Source organism: Agrobacterium bohemicum (assembly GCF_001562555.1).
In the GTDB taxonomy this organism is placed as follows: domain Bacteria; phylum Pseudomonadota; class Alphaproteobacteria; order Rhizobiales; family Rhizobiaceae; genus Agrobacterium; species Agrobacterium bohemicum.
The window spans coordinates 45,885-61,178 of sequence record NZ_KQ961036.1 but is presented as its reverse complement, the minus strand read 5'-3'; the positions used below and the strand labels follow the sequence as shown (position 1 = coordinate 61,178).

Below are 15,294 nucleotides of genomic sequence, written 5' to 3'. Positions count from 1 at the left end.
ATGTCCAAAAATACAATCTCTTCAGCCGTTATCATTGGCGCTGGTATCTTCGGGGTCTCGACCGCCGTAAATCTCTTGCGGCGAGGCGTCTCCGTCACCCTTATTAACGACGGCCCAGTTGCCAACGGGGCCTCTGGCCGCTCGTTATCGTGGCTCAATTCAGCCCGTATGCGCTCGAACCCCTATCACCTTCTGCGCATGGCTGGGATCGACCGGTATCGGACATTGTCAAGCCAGCTTGGTCCGGTCGACTGGCTCAAGTTCGATGGTGGCCTGACATGGGATCCGGAAGGCGAAGGCAACGAGATATCGGCGGCGTATGCCCACGAGGTATCGCTTGCTTATGATGCGCAGCATCTGACCCCTGGGGACGTATCCAATATGACGCCCGGTGTCGAAGCAACCGCGATCACTGGGATCGGCGCGATCTTCAATCCCGGCGAGGGATGGGTAGATCTGCCCTCGCTTATCGTTCATCTGATGAAAGAATTTGCCAAGCGCGGTGGGGTACTCATTTCCGACGAGGGTAAGGCGCAAGTTGCTGTTGAAGAAGGGCAAGCTGTTGGTGCGGATACGGCGGCAGGCCAGCGACATATCGCTGATGCGGTTCTCGTCGCAACCGGACCCGCCGTTCCAGCAATGGCTGCCGAACTCGGTGAAAAAATTGACGATGGCACCCCTGTCGCCCTTGTTGTGACCACCAAAAAGATCAATCATCCGTTGACAGCCGTACTCAACACGCCCCGTGTTGCTATCCGTCCCGCCCCGGACGCCACCTTCGCCATAGATGCCGATTGGGCAGCGGACGAAGTCGTGACGCGCGCCGACGGTTCCTACGAAGTCGAACAATCCACCATAGACAGACTGCTGACGGAAGCGTCCCGTGTCCTGGCCGGACAACCGAAGCTGGAAATGGCCTCCTACGGTGCCGGTCTTAAACCGATACCAGGTGACGGCGAGCCAGTGCTTGGGGTATTGCCCAATGTGCCAGGTTGCCACGTCGCATTTAGCCATAGCGGCGCCACTCTCGGCCTCATCATTGGCGAATTGACAGCCCACGAAATGGCGACAGGCAACCGACATCCGCTTCTAGCGACGTTTCGACCGGAACGCTTCAACGCCTGAACACCTAGGCGGCAGCACTTGATAACAGAGCGCCGCCCTCCACACTCGGGCTGGGTTTGGGAGGAGTGGTGTATCTGACAGAGACGAGGCTAGGCTAGATGGCCAGACAGAAGGCCAGATCAGCCGACGGAAGAAGATCAAGCGCGAAATATTCGGCACGGCCGGACCTAAACTTCTCGGCGCCCGGATAATGCCAATAAAATTGACCGATCGAACGCACAAAATTCAGGAAGACCCGATTAAGTGCCCAACGACATTTGTAGCAGGTCGAGTAGGTGCGTGGTTGCGTGCGACAGCTGATCGCGGCGAATGGCCGTAACATCGCCTGTAATTATGATTGGCTGGATGGTTCAGGCGGGCCCGACCGACCGGGCCGTCCCGATAGCATCTGCACGCGCGAATTTTGCTTGGTTTGCAGCGAGCACGGCTGCCAGACGCAAACCGTCCCGAATGCCTGCAAGGCCGGCAACCGGCGCTTCGTCATTGTCTTGCCGACGAAAAAAGCCTGCGTTCAGAGCGGGCCTTCTTCAATCAGGGCTTGGTATCGTCGGAAGGCGCTGTCTCATCCGAGGGAACCGCCTCGTCCGAAGACACGGCCTCGTCAGTGGCCGGTGCGTCCGGCCCCTTGATCTGCTGGCCGTTGACGCTGACCGAGCCGTCGCTGGCAATCGCCACGTCCCAGCGCTGCGCGCCATCGGGATCGGCCTTGGCAAAACCCTTGATCATCATCAAGCCGAAGGATGCCTGGGTCATATCGGGATTGGTCTTTGCCAGTTCCTGCACGGCCGTGATCGTCTTGTCGTAGTCGCGCGCCACAATCGATGCGTTCAGCTTGTAGTCCGTCTGGGTATCGACGCGGCCTTCCAGCTCCCCGGACACCTCAACGTCATAGACGCTGGACTTGGCGCTGACCTTCGGGAAATCAACCTTCAGGATACCGCCCGGGAAGAGCTTCTCGGCGGCCTGTTGTCCCGCCTTCTCGCTGTCGCCGGTCGACTTGGTGAAGTCCATCTTCATGAACTCGTCGCCGAGAGCTGCGAAATCCATGCCCGGGACACCGAACTGGATATCGAGCGCCTGCGGCAAGAAGGCGGTATAATCGGCAGGAACTAGCACGCTGTCGAGCGTCACGTCGGCAGCATCCATCGCCACGCCGATGCGCGTCGCGTTGCTCGGCCCATCGACCTTGATGTGATAGCCAAAGGACTTGGCGCCGCCGCCGCCGATGGCGCTGGTGACGGCGAAGTTGTTAAGCCTGATAGTTTCCTCAAGCGAGCTCAGCAGCGGAAAGGCATTGCCGAGCATGTCCTTGAGCTTGGTCTCGCTCTCCTTGGTGAGATGCTTCTGGTCAGCGTGATCTAGCACGAACAGGACCATTTCCTTTAAGTCCTTGGCTGCAATGCCATTGACCTTGGCATCGAAATCCAGACTGTCTGCCGAGATCTGGATCGGTGGCATTTCTTCGCTGCTGACCTGCTCCGCAAACGTGCTGAACTTGCCGTTGGTAACAAAATCCAGGCGTCCTGCAGTGGCGCTTTCGGCGGAGGCCAACTTGTAGATCATGTCGCCGAAGCTGATATTGACCACCTCGGTATCGGTGGACGAGGTGAATTTCAAATCCCTGGCGCTGAAATCACCGGAACGGAAATAGCTGATTGCCGGGTCGAAGACCGAGTTAAACACCATGTCGGCAACCGAATAGGTGAAGTCCGAGCGTTTCTTGTCAGGCCCGGTAAAATGGCCGGTAACATTAAGGTTGTTGTTGCCTTCGAGATCCCAGAGCCCGTTGTCCTGCGGTTTCGCGAACATTTTGAAGGGCGCCAGGCCCTTGATGTTGAAATCCTCTTTCTTGATCTTTGCCAGCAGTTTGGCGAAGTCATAGACGATCTCGTAGCGCGATCCGGCCGGCGTGACTGTAACAGGCGCACTCTTGGCTATGTCCTTGGGCAGCAGATGATTGAGATTGTCACGTATGGCGTTGGCGCCGCCCTGGCTGATATCCGCCGCGGACGCCCCCGTGGTCAAAGCCAAAATAATGGCGCTCGTCGCCGTGGTAAGCACATGACGCATCTCGATAAATCTCCCTTGGCCGTATCAACGCGCGCATGTGAGATTGCCGCAGCCCCTATGTCAAGCCTGCGAAGCGTCTGATGCGGAAGCTTCTGAAAGGACAATGGTGTTCGCCACGTGTGATGATCACTGACGAGCTGTGATCCTACGGTGCAGCTGACAATTTTACAGTGCCTGTGCCCGATCGGCATCCGCGAATATAATAGCGAGACCAGACGTCAGGACCTGACGCCTTGAAGGGGTACGAACCGCAAACACCTTGGTCCGGAAGACTTAGGACCAGGCTAACTATTTGGAAAATCTTCAGGCCATTCTTGAGCCCCGTGCAAGACACGCAGTACTCGAACCCTAGCTTCTGTGATTGCGTACGCTGCGACGTAAGACGTTCCGCCAATTACGAGTTCGCGTGTCCCGGCAATTCTGCCAACCCGGCCACTTGCTGGAAAATCGATCAGGCGACCGACTGCAACGACGATGCGTTCGTTGACCAAAATGGCGGCGGCCGGGTTTCCAACTCGATAAAAGTAAAAATTGCGTCGCGATCCGATAAAGCAAACGGAAACTAGGTTAGTCTCAACACGTTATACCCGCCGCCTTATTGCGCGCAGCCTGCCGACGCTTTTCGAAACGAGCCTCGACTTCATCGTCGGAAATATCCGGTCTTGTATCATTTAGCGCCTCAAGCACCTTGGCACGAAACCAAGTATCGTGAGCCTCGCTGCCTGAAAAAAGTTCAAGCGGCAACATGCCCTCGTTGGCGGTTCTCGTAAGCAGTATGCGGACCGCGTCTGACACTGTAAGTCCCATACCTTCAAGAACTAGGGACGCCCGGTCACGAACGTCAGCATCGATACGAGTTTGAACGAGCGCATTTGCAGCCATAGCTATCTCCAGATTGATATCTAATAGTAATGCAATTGAATTACAAAATCTAGCGTTCGTCTTTTCGCCACTCTACTTTTAAGCGCGATACCAAACTGCGATCATAGCTGCTCAGAAATATAAGCGACAGCAACTGCCTTCGCGATCTCGAAGTTGCCTCCTCCCGCCATTTTCATAATTGATCCCAAACGTCTTTGCGTCGGACACTGTCTAGGAACTCGTGGTCGCTCCAACTCAGTCCACGAAAGGTTACTGAAATTGAAGGCTGCTTTTTGATCCTCACCGGCATAGAAAACCGGCATCATCCAGCAGGTGTAGATGATAATGGATAACGTCGTCACGGTACCCCTCAACGGCAACCTCAAGACTACTCCCCGTTAAATATAGACCGCCGGGGCCAACGATTTCTGTGGTTTCTAACCTAACATTACAGTTGCATTTTAATTTCAAATGAGCGCGTCATGCGGGAGCCTGATGCGCTAGTCTCCAACATGACCATGCAATAATGTAGGCGGGCTTTATACGTCGCTGGGCAAGCTTATTAGCAATGCGTCGGACCTCTTGGATGGACCAGCGGATCAGATCTTGATGGTCGGCATCCTCGGTCTTTTTTGGGGTGCCGCATTATTGGCGCGATATCGGATCACAGCCATCGTTGCGAAGGCGAGCATGACGAGCGAGACATGGGGATGCCAACCATGCCACGGGCGGGTCTCATTATGATCGAGGCCCAGTTCGCTCTTGGCTGTCTCGAAGCTATCTTCCATTGCCCAACGCCGACCTTCGACGGATACGAGCGTCTGAATGCCTGTTCCGGCCGGGCACCAGGTCGTGAAGAATGCTAGATCGCCATCGCTGATATTGCGCCGGATCAACAAGCCACGCGTCCAAAGCCCGGTTTATCTTCGAAGGTTCAGCGGAAATGTCTTCCGGAGCTACAGGCACGCGACAAGTCGTCTGACAACGAATTTGCAGCACTCACAATCCGAGTTGCAAACCCTCCTCCCCTTGTGCAGGAACCGAACAGCAAATCAGCGCCTCGCCATCTTCTACCGCATAGCTAGGTTCGGAGAGATAACTGACGTCACCCTTGACGATCTTCGTTCGACAATCCCCGCAATTTCCAGCGCGGCAGCCATAGGGCGGGCTGAGGCCACTTTGCTCTGCTAGTTCCAGCAAGGTCCCGCCGTCCGGCTTCCATTGCGCCTTTATTGAAGATTGCGTGAAGACGACAGGCGTCGGGACCGAAGCGGCAGGCTTGCGCGGCTGCGCGGATACGTGAACAGCGTGATCGCGCTTCAGGCCGGAGGGTCCGAACGCTTCCGCATGAATACGACCATCGGCGATGTCAAGTCTGCGCAGCCCGTCATACATCGACTGCATGAAGGACGACGGCCCGCAGATGTAGAAGTCATAATCGCCGAACGGCAACTGTGCCTTCAAAAGCGCCATGTCGATGCGCCCGATTGCATCGAAAAGGCCGTCGCCGTCGATATCGGGCGCACCGAGCACCTTGATGTCCCGAACGGTCCCTTCGCTACGCACAACCAGTTCGCCGATTTCGCGGTCGAATGCTCTTTCGGCAGAGGTGCGCGACGACCTGAACAACCAAACCTGCCGACGATAACGCGTTCTGTCACCTGTATGGACGACATGACGCAGCATCGACAGCAAAGGTGTTATGCCAATGCCAGCTGCAAGGAGCACAGCCGGACGGGTGCGTTCCGTTGCATTGATTGTGAACGCTCCGGCTGGTGATAGCGCCTCGATCTCGTCGCCTTCGCGCATTTTGTGCAGGAGAGTGGATGCCCGGCCTTCACGCTTCACACTCAGCCTGTAGAAGCCGTCCGACGGAGCACTTGAGAGCGTATAGCTGCGGCGGATCGTGTCCGTCCCATCCGTGATGCTGATCGGCAGATGCTGGCCTGCCTGATGCGGGATGACAGCCTCGTCATCGACCGGCGCAAGGTACAGCGAACGGATCGTCGAGCTTTCGTCGATGGTTCGCTCCACGCGGAAGCGCCTCCAGGCTTTTGCCTGGGCCGCGACCTTCAAGCGGCTTGCGGCCTCGCGCCAGTCTCCCGTCATCAAGCTGCTTGGCGACATGCCATCTTGAAGAAAGTTCCAGCGCAGTGGCAGTGCATCTTTGCGCAGCACCACCTTTTCCGGCATGACGCGCCATAGACGCTCGGCGCCCTCGAAGGCCGCGATCTCGGGTGAATCCAGTATGATCTCGACGCTTCCAGCGATCTGCAACATGTCACCCGTCTCATGGTCGACGAACAGTAGCCCGGCGCGCGGATTGACGGCGAAATTGCCGAGCGTGTTGAAGAACAGGTTGCCGTTGAAATCCGGCACAGTCAGGCCACCATCGGCATCGACACGAACGAAACCGCGCCGGCCACCACGATGGGAGGCATCCACCTGCCGTCCTTCACCCTCCAGGTCCACATAGGACGCCACGAAGAAAGTGTCGGCGGCTTCGATGATGCCACGCTGATGTGCGTCGAGCCTATCTGAAACAATCACTTCGGAAGATTGCCGCGTTGCTGGATCGCGTACGAAGCTGAACTGACGATGCTGGATGTAGCGCGGACAATTGCCGAAGCTCTGCCCGACGGCGACGGTGAAACGATCGCCGCCGCTGCGAATGACCGTACCGTTCATCCTGTTACGTCGGCGTGTAATGAGATCGACGCCGACCAGACCGATCGGGTCGCCGTCGTTCATTCCGGCTTCGGCGGGATCATCGGGATCGCTGGCGGCATCGATGCTGAGCGTCAGGGCATCGGGCGCCTGCATAAAGCCCGGCCGTCCGCTACGGATCGTCGCCCATGGCGTGCCATCGCCATCGACAGTTCCGATGACGATGAACGGCAGCATCGGATAGAACTCCCGATGCTGATCAAGCATGAACGTGCGCAAAACCTTGCGCCCGACAGGGTCCATTTGTTCGACCACACCGGCGTGGCGCTGTATTTGCAGTTCGCCCGCATGCCAGGGTGACGATGGTGAGAGTTCTTTAACAGGCATTCGAACCTCCTATGGAAACGGCGGCCGGGCCAGCACCCGGCCGCAAGGCTATGTCAGGCTGCGAGGCCGATGGCCGTTTTCGGAAGAGCGACGAAACCGGGCAAAGCTTCGATCCGCGCCAGCCAGTGGCGGACCTCCGGATACGGCGTCAGATCGACATTGCCCTCCGGTGCGCCAGCGATGTAGCTATAGAGCGCGATATCCGCGATGGTCGGTGTATTGCCGATGATGAAACGGTGATTTTCGAGTTCGGCATTGATAAGGCCGAGAATCCGGTGAGCGCGGGCAATCACTTCGTCGGCGCGGAAGTCTGCTCCGAATACCGTGATCAGGCGGGCCGCGCACAGGCCATACGAAATTTCTCCGGCGGCAACGGAAAGCCACTTCTGTATCTTTGCGACAGAGGTAAGATCGTCGGGCATCCAGTCCTTGCGGCCAAGCTTCGTGGCAACATAGACTAGGATAGCATTGGAATCGTTGACGACGACATCCCCATCTACGAGCACAGGCACTTGGCCGAACGGGTTGAGCTTCAGGAATTCTGGCGTCTTGTGCTCGCCGTTCGCCAGATCGAGGTCGATGATCTCAGCTTTCACATTCAGCAAGGAAAGAAAAAGACGAGCGCGATGCGCATGGCCCGAAAGCGGAAAGTGATAGAGTTTCATGGTTTGCTCCCTTGAGGTCCGGACACCTTCATCCGGTAACGTGACAAACCTAGCGGGAACCATATTTTTAGAGTAGACGGTTATTTATGTAACCACCCTCTCGTTTTATGGAAGGTAAATATGGATCGTCTCGATGCCATGGGTGTTCTCTTGTCAGTGGTGGAACATGGTAGCCTTTCCGCTGCGTCGCGCGCATTGCACTCGCCGCTACCGACGGTCAGCCGCAAGATCTCAGAGTTGGAGAGCCTTCTCGGCGTTCGCCTGTTCACCCGCACCAGCCGCAGAATGCTGCTCACAGAGGCTGGAGAGAGTTATGTCAGTGCAGCGCGCGAAATTCTTGAGAGGGTAGAAGAAGCCGAACGCCGCGCCACCGGAGAATACGTCGCACCAAAGGGAGACCTGACACTGACGGCGCCCATCGTCTTCGGTCGTCTGCATGTTCTGCCGGTTGTCACGGATTTTCTGAAAGCGTTTCCGGACATCAACATCAACCTGATCATGAGCGACCGGCCGATCAGTCTTGCCGACGAACATATCGATGTCGCGCTGCGCATCAGCCGCCTGTCGGACAGCAGCCTGATGGCTATCCCCCTCGGCTCCACGCGCACGACCGTTTATGCCAATCCCGACTATCTGAAGCGGCATTCCCATCCGTCCCATCCAGACGGACTCAAACAACACGATTGCATCGCGTTCGAAGGCGTGCTCTCGACACGGTTCTGGACGTTCCACGATGGCGCAAAAGATATCGCGGTGCCAATCCGGACGCGCCTTTCCGTCAACACGGCAGAAGCTGCGGTAGATGCAGCAGCGTCCGGCCTCGGCATGACGCGGGTCATGGCCTATCAAGCAAAGCGCGCAGTCGATGCCGGTTTGCTGGTGCCGCTGCTGGAAGATTTTGAACGAGAGGCATCGCCGGTTCATCTCGTTCATCTATCGGTGGGCCTGATGCCGCTCAAACTAAGGACGTTTCTGGACTTTGCGACGCCGCGGCTGAGGGCATTGTTGAAATAGACAAATCCCTTCGGCACTGTTTACGTGACAGTCTCGATAAGCAACTCAGCTCAGGCAGGGTGAATAACGACGCGCTGCAAGCGGTGATTAATCGGATCGCCAGATAGACGCATTCATGTGCTGCTCCTGGTTCGCATTGTGAACCACGAAAAGTTTTCCCGGCTCTATCGCGGGGACAAGCGGAGGGTGCGCAGGCGCGGCGGTGGGAGACGAGCGATAGGCACGCTAGCGCCGATGCCTAGGGCAGCCAGTGATGGTGACACGACTTCGTCTCGGATCGGCTAAACGATTGGCGCGGGTTGCGGGTTCTGACCGTGGTTGATGATTACACAAGGAAGTGGCTGACGCTCGTCGCCGATAGATCGCTTTCCGATCTTGCGTGCTTGACAGGTAACACGTCAACGAACATTGTACTGATCAGTAAACTAAGTACCGAGCAGTACAAATTGAAAAAAGGACTCCCATGTCACGCCCTCCACTCCCACCTTTTACACTCGAAAGTGCAATACAAAAGGTTCGTCTTGCCGAAGACGGCTGGAACACGCGCGATGCTACCAAGGTCGCTCAGGCCTATACGCTTGACACGCGTTGGCGTAACCGCGTGGAGTTCTGCACGACTCGTGACGACGCGCTGGCATTTCTGACACGCAAGTGGAACAAGGAGCATGAATACCGCCTCATCAAGGAGCTTTGGGCTTTTGCCGGTAACCGCATCGCCGTGCGCTACGCCTATGAATATCGTGACGATAGCGCTCGATGGTTCCGAGCGTATGGCAACGAAAACTGGGAGTTCGCCGAGGACGGTCTGATGGCGCACAGACATGCAAGCATCAATGAGATGCCGATCTCTGAAAGCGAGCGCCTGTTCCACTGGCCGCTCGGCCGTCGGCCGGATGACCACCCTGGCCTCAGCGATTTGGGTCTCTAGTCATGGCCCGCATGGTCGCCGAAAGATCTGACACCATAGCTCCCCTGGCTGAAGTGTTCCGTGAACACGGTTACGAAGGCGCAAGCCTTGCCTTGATTGGCAAGGCTACGGGCCTCGGCAAGGGCAGTCTCTACAACTTTTTTCCCGGCGGGAAGGAAGAAATGGTGCGAGCTGTCCTCACCGAAATCGAGCAATGGTTCGAAAATGCCGTATACGTCCCATTGCGGAGCGGGAGCGATGCCAATGCTGCCATCGATGCAATGCTTGATGCTGTCACGGATTACTTCAAATCCGGCAGACGCGTGTGCCTGGTTGGTGCCTTGGCCGTCTCCAATACACGAGACCGCTTCTCGCGGGCCGTTCGGGATTATTTCGCAAGCTGGGTAGACGCGTTGCAAGCGGCACTTGTTCGGCAGGGCCAGCACGATGAACAGGCGCGTATTCTATCGGAAGACGCCGTGCTTTCCATACAAGGCGCAATAGTGCTGTCGCGCGCGCTGGACAATCCAGCCGTGTTTCAACGCGCCATGGACCAGCTCCGGAGGCGACTACTGGTCCATTGAAAGATGACTGCTCTGGCCACTTAATGTTGAAAAACTAAGGGTTGTTGGCGCCCTGCACCTCTTTTTAGACTTTGCCTTGGACAACAGCTCCAATGAGATTCGAAAACACCTCCGCTGCCTCAGAAGCAGAGCAATTCCCGCGCGTAACGGCGCTTGTCAATGCGTCTCCTGCTGCAACCAAAGCCGCGGAAGCCAACGCCAGCGATTCCGGCCGTAAGCTTGAGTGAGGCCGTAGAACTTCCACGAACATCTCGATCACAGCGTCGACCAACTCCTGGTAAACGCCTGCTTTCTCTTCGCTTCCTGCAAGCGCCGCGCCGACAGCATGAAATTCGTCACCCTGGTCGGTTCCGCAAGCCAGATAGGTTTTAGCCAAAGCCGAAACAGTCTCTCTCGCCGGTCGATTATCCTGAGCCATAAGCGTGCGAAACGCGGTAATGCGTTCTGTGTCTATCCAACGATAGAGGTTAATCAACAGACCCGTTCTGGTCTCAAAATGCTCGTACGTCACAGGCTTGGAAACGCCCGCACGCACTGCGAGATGGCCTAGCGTCAGCCTATCGGCGCCTTCCTCCCGAACGATCAGGCGCGCCGTCTCAAGGAGCTGCTGACGCCGCTCAGGCTTTGAAAGACGACCCGCCGTCCTGTTATCGGCAGCGACTTTTGGTTTTTCCACTTGCATACCTACTTTTAGTAACCTACCATAAGTAGGTATTAGTAAAACATAGGTACCGCAATGTTACAAGCTTCTGGAAGTCTGCACGACCCAATCCTGATTATCGGCGGCGCTGGTGAGGTCGGGCGCTGGGCTACACGCTTCTTGCGTGACCAACATCCTGATGTACCTATCCTCATTGGCGGTCGCGACGAACAACGCGCGATACGAGCAGCAGCAGCTGTCGACGGCACGTCTGCAGTGGTCGTGGACCTCACTGCGTCCAACCTGGGGCTAGGTGAGCGGCGTGTCTCGGCAGTCGCAACGCTGTTCACCGATGAAACCGGGGCGGCTCTCCGCTGGGCACAGCAAATGGGCGTCGGGCACGTCAACATCTCACCAAGCATCAGCGAACTCGGCTTGGAAACTGCGACATTCATGCAAAACCCTGCCGCCGCGCCCGTTGTCCTCGGTACAGAGTGGCTAGTAGGTGCGACAAGCGTACCGTCACTCTTGTTCGCCCGAGAATTTGGTCGTCTGGAAAACATTCACATCGAGGCGGTGCTCGACGAACAGGAGGCGTTCGGACCCGCAGCAAATGCAGACCTTGAGCGCCAGATGCATGCGGGAGCTGCCGCTCTTATGAGAACGGCTGGCGCGTGGCGGTGGTGCCATGGCGACGAGACCAGATCCAAAGTTCGCGCAATCGACGGTACCGAGTTGGACGCGAACATGTTTTCGCCGAACGATGTCTTGTTGCTGGCAAACGCAACCGGCGCACCTGATATTCGGTTCGACTTGGCCATTGGAATGAGCTCCGCCCGCCGAAATGGCGGACCGGTCTCAACTGAAATCATGATCAACCTTTCGGGCCTGGATCACGCCGGGCGGCAGCTTCGGAAACGTCACGCGATCATTCACCCCGGTGGTCAGATGCCGCTAACGGGTTTGGGTGTCGCTCTCGTTCTTGAACGCCTGGCTGGTCTCGCAGGCGATACGCCTCCATCGGGCCTCTACTTCCCAGCCCAGCTTATCGACCACGCCACATACTTCAAGCGGCTTCGCGCCTCAGGTGGAGAAGTTATCGAATTGGAGCCGATCCAACGCGCACCACAAGGCGCGGATCATGTATAAATTGGAGCATAAAATGAGTGACCCTCATGATGTATCAGCCGCAGCGGATTACCCGGAACAGCATTCGCAAATTGAGGCCAACGGCGCCTCTTTCCATGTCGTTGAACAAGGCCGTGGTCCAGTCGTGCTTTTCTTGCACGGCTTTCCAGACACAGTGGAAACGTGGCGTAGCCAGATGCAAGTCGTCGCCGAAAACGGGTACCGCGCGGTCGCGCTGGACATGCGGGGTTTTGGCGACAGCTATTCCCCGGATGATCCAGCACTTTATAGCGGAGCCTTCATTGTGGGCGACCTGATTGGCATCCTTGATGCATTGCAGGTACCGACCGCGACGATCGTATCGCATGATTGGGGCGCGGACCACGGACAACGGGCAATGGTCATGCGACCAGATCGTTTCAACGGGATCATAACGCTCAGTATTCCATTCCTGCCGCGTGGCGAGTTGAGTACCTGGGACATGTTACGCAGTCGCGGTCTCAGCGCTCTCTATTATGCTTTCGACATGATGAAGCCCGAGACGGATGACCGAATCCGTGATGCGAGCAAGACTATTCCCAGTGCACTTTACTGGCTCTCAGGCGAGCCCGCTGAAGGAACCGGCTGGGACCCCATCGACACAAAGCGGAATATGTTTCGACCTGCCCCCGACGTGCTGCCGAGCTGGGCCGATCCAGCCTATGTGAAGCACAACATCGAAACGTTCCAGCGAACGGGATTCCGAGGCGGTCTGAACCAGTACCGTGGCGTGCAGGCAACGTTTGAGCATCTCGCTGCCTACAAGGATGTGCTGATCAAGCAGCCATCCCTTTATATTTGGGGCGATGCAGACGGGTTGTGCCGACTGTTCCACCCGGTCCCACCAACCGTGGAAGAGATGCGCGAGACAGCGCCCGGGCTCGTCGATGTCGTGCGCCTGGAAGGTGTTGGTCACTGGCCTCATCATGAAGCCCGCGAACGCGTGAATGCCGAAATCATCAAATTCCTGAACGGCCTGAATACCACCGTTACAGCAACTGCCTAACCGATCAAGGACCATAAGACCATGACACTTTCTCACGCACTTCGTACAGGCGATCTTGCTTCGGTCAAATGCGCTATTGACGCCGGGGCCGACGTCAATGCTAGAGGCCCCGATGGTCTCACGCCGTTGATGATCGCGTCTGCGCTTGGGCAGGCACAAGCTGTTGCTTTGCTCCTGACTGCCGGCGCGGACGTGCTGGCGACGGAACCTCGTATGGGAGCAACAGCACTTCACAAGGCAGCACAGTCCGGCAGCGCCGACGTCATCGGAATGCTCTTGGACCACGGCGCCTTCATCGATCAGCAGTCGCCCGTTCTCGGTAACACCGCCTTGATGGATGCCGTGCTTCACAAGCACGAATCTGCCGTGCGGGTTTTGCTGTCGCGTCGCGCTCGGACCACGATACGGAACTACTGGCAACAGACCGCGCTCGAAATCGCCAAGCACGACGACCTCCAAGCAATCGTAGCGCTTATTGAGGAGCGGGATGAGGCGGATGAAGAGCACATCGCGGGCTTGTCGATCATCTCATCAGTCAAGGCCGGAAATATGGAGGAGGTGAAGCGATTGATCGCAGATGGCGCGGATTTTGAGGTTAGGGTGCCAATAACCGGGACGTTCGATGACGACTACACGCCTCTCGGTCTCGCAGTTCGCGAAGGCCATGCCGACATAGTGCGCGTATTGCTGGATTCTGGTGCAGATCCTCGCCGTACCATCGGTCTCATGCGTGGTTCGCCACTTCATGACGCTGCCTACTTCGGAAAGGTGGATCACATCGATATTCTGACCTCATCAACAAAGCAGGGGGACACACAGGTTGAGCTCGATGCACAGGGTCCTTACAATGGCCTGACCGCGTTGCACGATGCCGTGTGGCATGGATATGTGGATGCCGTAGCATCCCTGGTACGCGCCGGTGCTCGCCGTGATTTGAAAACCCACTCGGGCCTGACACCCCTAAGCCTCGCTACTCTCTACGGCTACGACCGGATCGTTGAAATCCTGAGCAGCGACACTCAGCAGACCACCTGATCACGCCACATCGGAAATTGCGTTTGTCGCAGCAAGTGCCGCGGCGACGCATGAGGGGCGATGAGCCTAAGCACGAATTCTCTGCCGGGATTGTTAGCAGCTCTTCATTGCGTTCAGCGCGAGGGGGAAGCGTCCTCTCAATCTCAAGCCCGACGTCGCAACCGCGTTGCAAGCGCGGATGTCGCGATGGCAGGAAGCGACAAGGCGAGCAAAAAAGGGAGGCCGATCATTATTGAAGTGTCGTTGTTTGCAACGACCAACGCAGGCAACTGCGCGAATGTGATTATGGCTCCTGCGTACCACAATTTACCGGAAAACCACGCGATTACTCCAGATATGATTACTGATAAAGGATAGGCAGCGTACCAGTACGCGGTGGCATCCCAAGGTTCATTGACGTCGCCTAGATGACAAACGACTTGCCAGAAAAATATGCCAAAGATCAATGTTACGACCGGTGCTGTCCATCGCGGGTTCATCATCATCGGATCAAAGGCACCTTATCGAAATGAGATACTCGGATGATAGGAGACTTCTGTTGCGACGAGAGGACACGCAGCTCCTGACTTTAAACACAAGCTGCTTTAATAGTATTTTCAATTTGGTCAAAGGGGTCGCGAAAGTAAATACCGATCACCGCCCGAAACTGAATCGGGATTTAAGACGAAAACGGCATAGGTTAGTTGCGGATTGATCGCAACCGCCCGCCTCTCTGCTCAATGTTTTGTCGCCCCGCGTCTGGAGGGCGAAGGGATGAGCGAGTTGTGCCGAGAGTTCGACATTTCGCCCATGACCGGTTACAAAATCTTCATTCGCTACAGGCAAGGCGGGTTGGAGGCACTGACGGACCGGTCCCGGCGGCCGGTGCGCTGTGCCAACCGGTTGCCTGATGCAATGAGATTATGATCGTCCCTGCCAAGAACAGCAAGCCACACTGGGATGCCAGGAAGATCAGGGAACTGATGATCAGGAAGCTTTTTGGCGACGTTCGAGTGCAGACGACCAATCATTTGCCGACGGACTATATGTGAAACATCCCCCGCCGGGCGATCGAGACGGCGCTGGGTCCCGCATCGGCCGCCGTTTGCTTCGCCAAGTTCAAAGTGCGGAGGTTGATCGCAGCCCCCCCCCGGGGGCTTTCCCAGCCAACTAGGAAGGATGGCCCG

The 15,294-nt window shown here is 56.8% G+C and carries 13 protein-coding genes and 5 pseudogenes; 11 read left to right on the top strand and 7 right to left on the bottom strand.

Annotated features, from left to right (window positions below):
• On the top strand, positions 1-1,125 hold the full coding sequence (locus tag ATO67_RS20005; protein ID WP_067653257.1) for an NAD(P)/FAD-dependent oxidoreductase: 1,125 nt from the start codon (positions 1-3) through the stop codon (positions 1,123-1,125).
• Positions 1,126-1,656: 531 nt separating this feature from the next.
• On the opposite strand, the gene ATO67_RS20000 is transcribed toward ATO67_RS20005, so the two are convergent.
• Positions 1,657-3,195, bottom strand: coding sequence for a hypothetical protein (locus tag ATO67_RS20000; RefSeq protein WP_067653255.1), 1,539 nt, complete (start codon positions 3,193-3,195; stop codon positions 1,657-1,659).
• A gap of 62 nt (positions 3,196-3,257) precedes the next feature.
• Here ATO67_RS20000 and ATO67_RS22990 point away from each other — a divergent pair.
• Positions 3,258-3,335: pseudogene (locus ATO67_RS22990) on the top strand (IS6 family transposase); the annotation flags it as partial.
• A gap of 144 nt (positions 3,336-3,479) precedes the next feature.
• Here ATO67_RS22990 and ATO67_RS22600 read toward each other — a convergent pair.
• The 5 genes and pseudogenes from ATO67_RS22600 to ATO67_RS19980 all read right to left on the bottom strand — a co-directional run bounded on the left by ATO67_RS22600 (position 3,480) and on the right by ATO67_RS19980 (position 7,775).
• Positions 3,480-3,727 (bottom strand): annotated as a pseudogene (locus tag ATO67_RS22600) (type II toxin-antitoxin system RelE/ParE family toxin).
• Positions 3,728-3,768: 41 nt separating this feature from the next.
• Positions 3,769-4,077 carry a type II toxin-antitoxin system RelB/DinJ family antitoxin gene (locus ATO67_RS19995; RefSeq protein ID WP_067653253.1) on the bottom strand — a complete coding sequence of 103 codons (309 nt, stop codon included), beginning with the start codon at positions 4,075-4,077 and terminating at the stop codon, positions 3,769-3,771.
• 578 nt (positions 4,078-4,655) lie between these two features.
• Positions 4,656-4,976: pseudogene (locus tag ATO67_RS19990) on the bottom strand (IS701 family transposase); the annotation flags it as partial.
• A gap of 79 nt (positions 4,977-5,055) precedes the next feature.
• Positions 5,056-7,110 (bottom strand): 2Fe-2S iron-sulfur cluster-binding protein, encoded by a 2,055-nt coding sequence (locus ATO67_RS19985; RefSeq protein ID WP_067653249.1) that lies wholly within the window; start codon positions 7,108-7,110, stop codon positions 5,056-5,058.
• A gap of 53 nt (positions 7,111-7,163) precedes the next feature.
• On the bottom strand, positions 7,164-7,775 hold the full coding sequence (locus ATO67_RS19980) for a glutathione S-transferase family protein (protein ID WP_067653247.1): 612 nt from the start codon (positions 7,773-7,775) through the stop codon (positions 7,164-7,166).
• A gap of 120 nt (positions 7,776-7,895) precedes the next feature.
• On the opposite strand from ATO67_RS19980, the gene ATO67_RS19975 reads away from it, so the two are divergent.
• The 4 genes and pseudogenes from ATO67_RS19975 (at position 7,896) to ATO67_RS19965 (ending at position 10,280) form a co-directional block, all read left to right on the top strand.
• Positions 7,896-8,789: a LysR family transcriptional regulator gene (locus ATO67_RS19975; protein ID WP_067653245.1), complete on the top strand. Its 894-nt coding sequence runs from the start codon at positions 7,896-7,898 to the stop codon at positions 8,787-8,789.
• A gap of 105 nt (positions 8,790-8,894) precedes the next feature.
• Positions 8,895-9,166: pseudogene (locus tag ATO67_RS23585) on the top strand (IS3 family transposase); the annotation flags it as partial.
• Positions 9,167-9,252: 86 nt separating this feature from the next.
• On the top strand, positions 9,253-9,717 hold the full coding sequence (locus ATO67_RS19970) for a nuclear transport factor 2 family protein (protein ID WP_067653243.1): 465 nt from the start codon (positions 9,253-9,255) through the stop codon (positions 9,715-9,717).
• Positions 9,718-9,719: 2 nt separating this feature from the next.
• Positions 9,720-10,280 (top strand): TetR/AcrR family transcriptional regulator, encoded by a 561-nt coding sequence (locus tag ATO67_RS19965; protein ID WP_067653241.1) that lies wholly within the window; start codon positions 9,720-9,722, stop codon positions 10,278-10,280.
• A 64-nt stretch (positions 10,281-10,344) separates the two neighbouring features.
• Here the strand turns inward: ATO67_RS19965 and ATO67_RS19960 are convergent, their stop codons facing one another.
• Complete coding sequence (locus ATO67_RS19960) at positions 10,345-10,962, bottom strand: TetR/AcrR family transcriptional regulator (protein ID WP_082760354.1); 618 nt, start codon at positions 10,960-10,962, stop codon at positions 10,345-10,347.
• Between the two features lie 54 nt (positions 10,963-11,016).
• On the opposite strand from ATO67_RS19960, the gene ATO67_RS19955 reads away from it, so the two are divergent.
• The 5 genes and pseudogenes from ATO67_RS19955 to ATO67_RS23905 form a co-directional block, all read left to right on the top strand.
• Positions 11,017-12,069, top strand: coding sequence for a Rossmann-fold NAD(P)-binding domain-containing protein (locus ATO67_RS19955; RefSeq protein ID WP_067653239.1), 1,053 nt, complete (start codon positions 11,017-11,019; stop codon positions 12,067-12,069).
• Between the two features lie 13 nt (positions 12,070-12,082).
• Positions 12,083-13,093 carry an alpha/beta fold hydrolase gene (locus ATO67_RS19950; RefSeq protein WP_067653237.1) on the top strand — a complete coding sequence of 337 codons (1,011 nt, stop codon included), beginning with the start codon at positions 12,083-12,085 and terminating at the stop codon, positions 13,091-13,093.
• A 21-nt stretch (positions 13,094-13,114) separates the two neighbouring features.
• Complete coding sequence (locus ATO67_RS19945; RefSeq protein ID WP_067653235.1) at positions 13,115-14,128, top strand: ankyrin repeat domain-containing protein; 1,014 nt, start codon at positions 13,115-13,117, stop codon at positions 14,126-14,128.
• A gap of 186 nt (positions 14,129-14,314) precedes the next feature.
• Positions 14,315-14,485 (top strand): hypothetical protein, encoded by a 171-nt coding sequence (locus ATO67_RS23175; protein WP_157940909.1) that lies wholly within the window; start codon positions 14,315-14,317, stop codon positions 14,483-14,485.
• 333 nt (positions 14,486-14,818) lie between these two features.
• A pseudogene (locus ATO67_RS23905) lies at positions 14,819-15,150 on the top strand (helix-turn-helix domain-containing protein); the annotation flags it as partial.
• Positions 15,151-15,294: the final 144 nt, after the last annotated feature.

Bases quoted from the DNA above. Each gene is read 5' to 3' on its own strand.
- ATO67_RS20005 (WP_067653257.1), top strand. From the start codon at position 1: ATGTCCAAAAATACAATCTCTTCAGCCGTTATCATTGGCGCTGGTATC.
- ATO67_RS20000 (WP_067653255.1), bottom strand. From the start codon at position 3,195: ATGCGTCATGTGCTTACCACGGCGACGAGCGCCATTATTTTGGCTTTG.
- ATO67_RS19995 (WP_067653253.1), bottom strand. From the start codon at position 4,077: ATGGCTGCAAATGCGCTCGTTCAAACTCGTATCGATGCTGACGTTCGT.
- ATO67_RS19985 (WP_067653249.1), bottom strand. From the start codon at position 7,110: ATGCCTGTTAAAGAACTCTCACCATCGTCACCCTGGCATGCGGGCGAA.
- ATO67_RS19980 (WP_067653247.1), bottom strand. From the start codon at position 7,775: ATGAAACTCTATCACTTTCCGCTTTCGGGCCATGCGCATCGCGCTCGT.
- ATO67_RS19975 (WP_067653245.1), top strand. From the start codon at position 7,896: ATGGATCGTCTCGATGCCATGGGTGTTCTCTTGTCAGTGGTGGAACAT.
- ATO67_RS19970 (WP_067653243.1), top strand. From the start codon at position 9,253: ATGTCACGCCCTCCACTCCCACCTTTTACACTCGAAAGTGCAATACAA.
- ATO67_RS19965 (WP_067653241.1), top strand. From the start codon at position 9,720: ATGGCCCGCATGGTCGCCGAAAGATCTGACACCATAGCTCCCCTGGCT.
- ATO67_RS19960 (WP_082760354.1), bottom strand. From the start codon at position 10,962: ATGCAAGTGGAAAAACCAAAAGTCGCTGCCGATAACAGGACGGCGGGT.
- ATO67_RS19955 (WP_067653239.1), top strand. From the start codon at position 11,017: ATGTTACAAGCTTCTGGAAGTCTGCACGACCCAATCCTGATTATCGGC.
- ATO67_RS19950 (WP_067653237.1), top strand. From the start codon at position 12,083: ATGAGTGACCCTCATGATGTATCAGCCGCAGCGGATTACCCGGAACAG.
- ATO67_RS19945 (WP_067653235.1), top strand. From the start codon at position 13,115: ATGACACTTTCTCACGCACTTCGTACAGGCGATCTTGCTTCGGTCAAA.
- ATO67_RS23175 (WP_157940909.1), top strand. From the start codon at position 14,315: ATGGCAGGAAGCGACAAGGCGAGCAAAAAAGGGAGGCCGATCATTATT.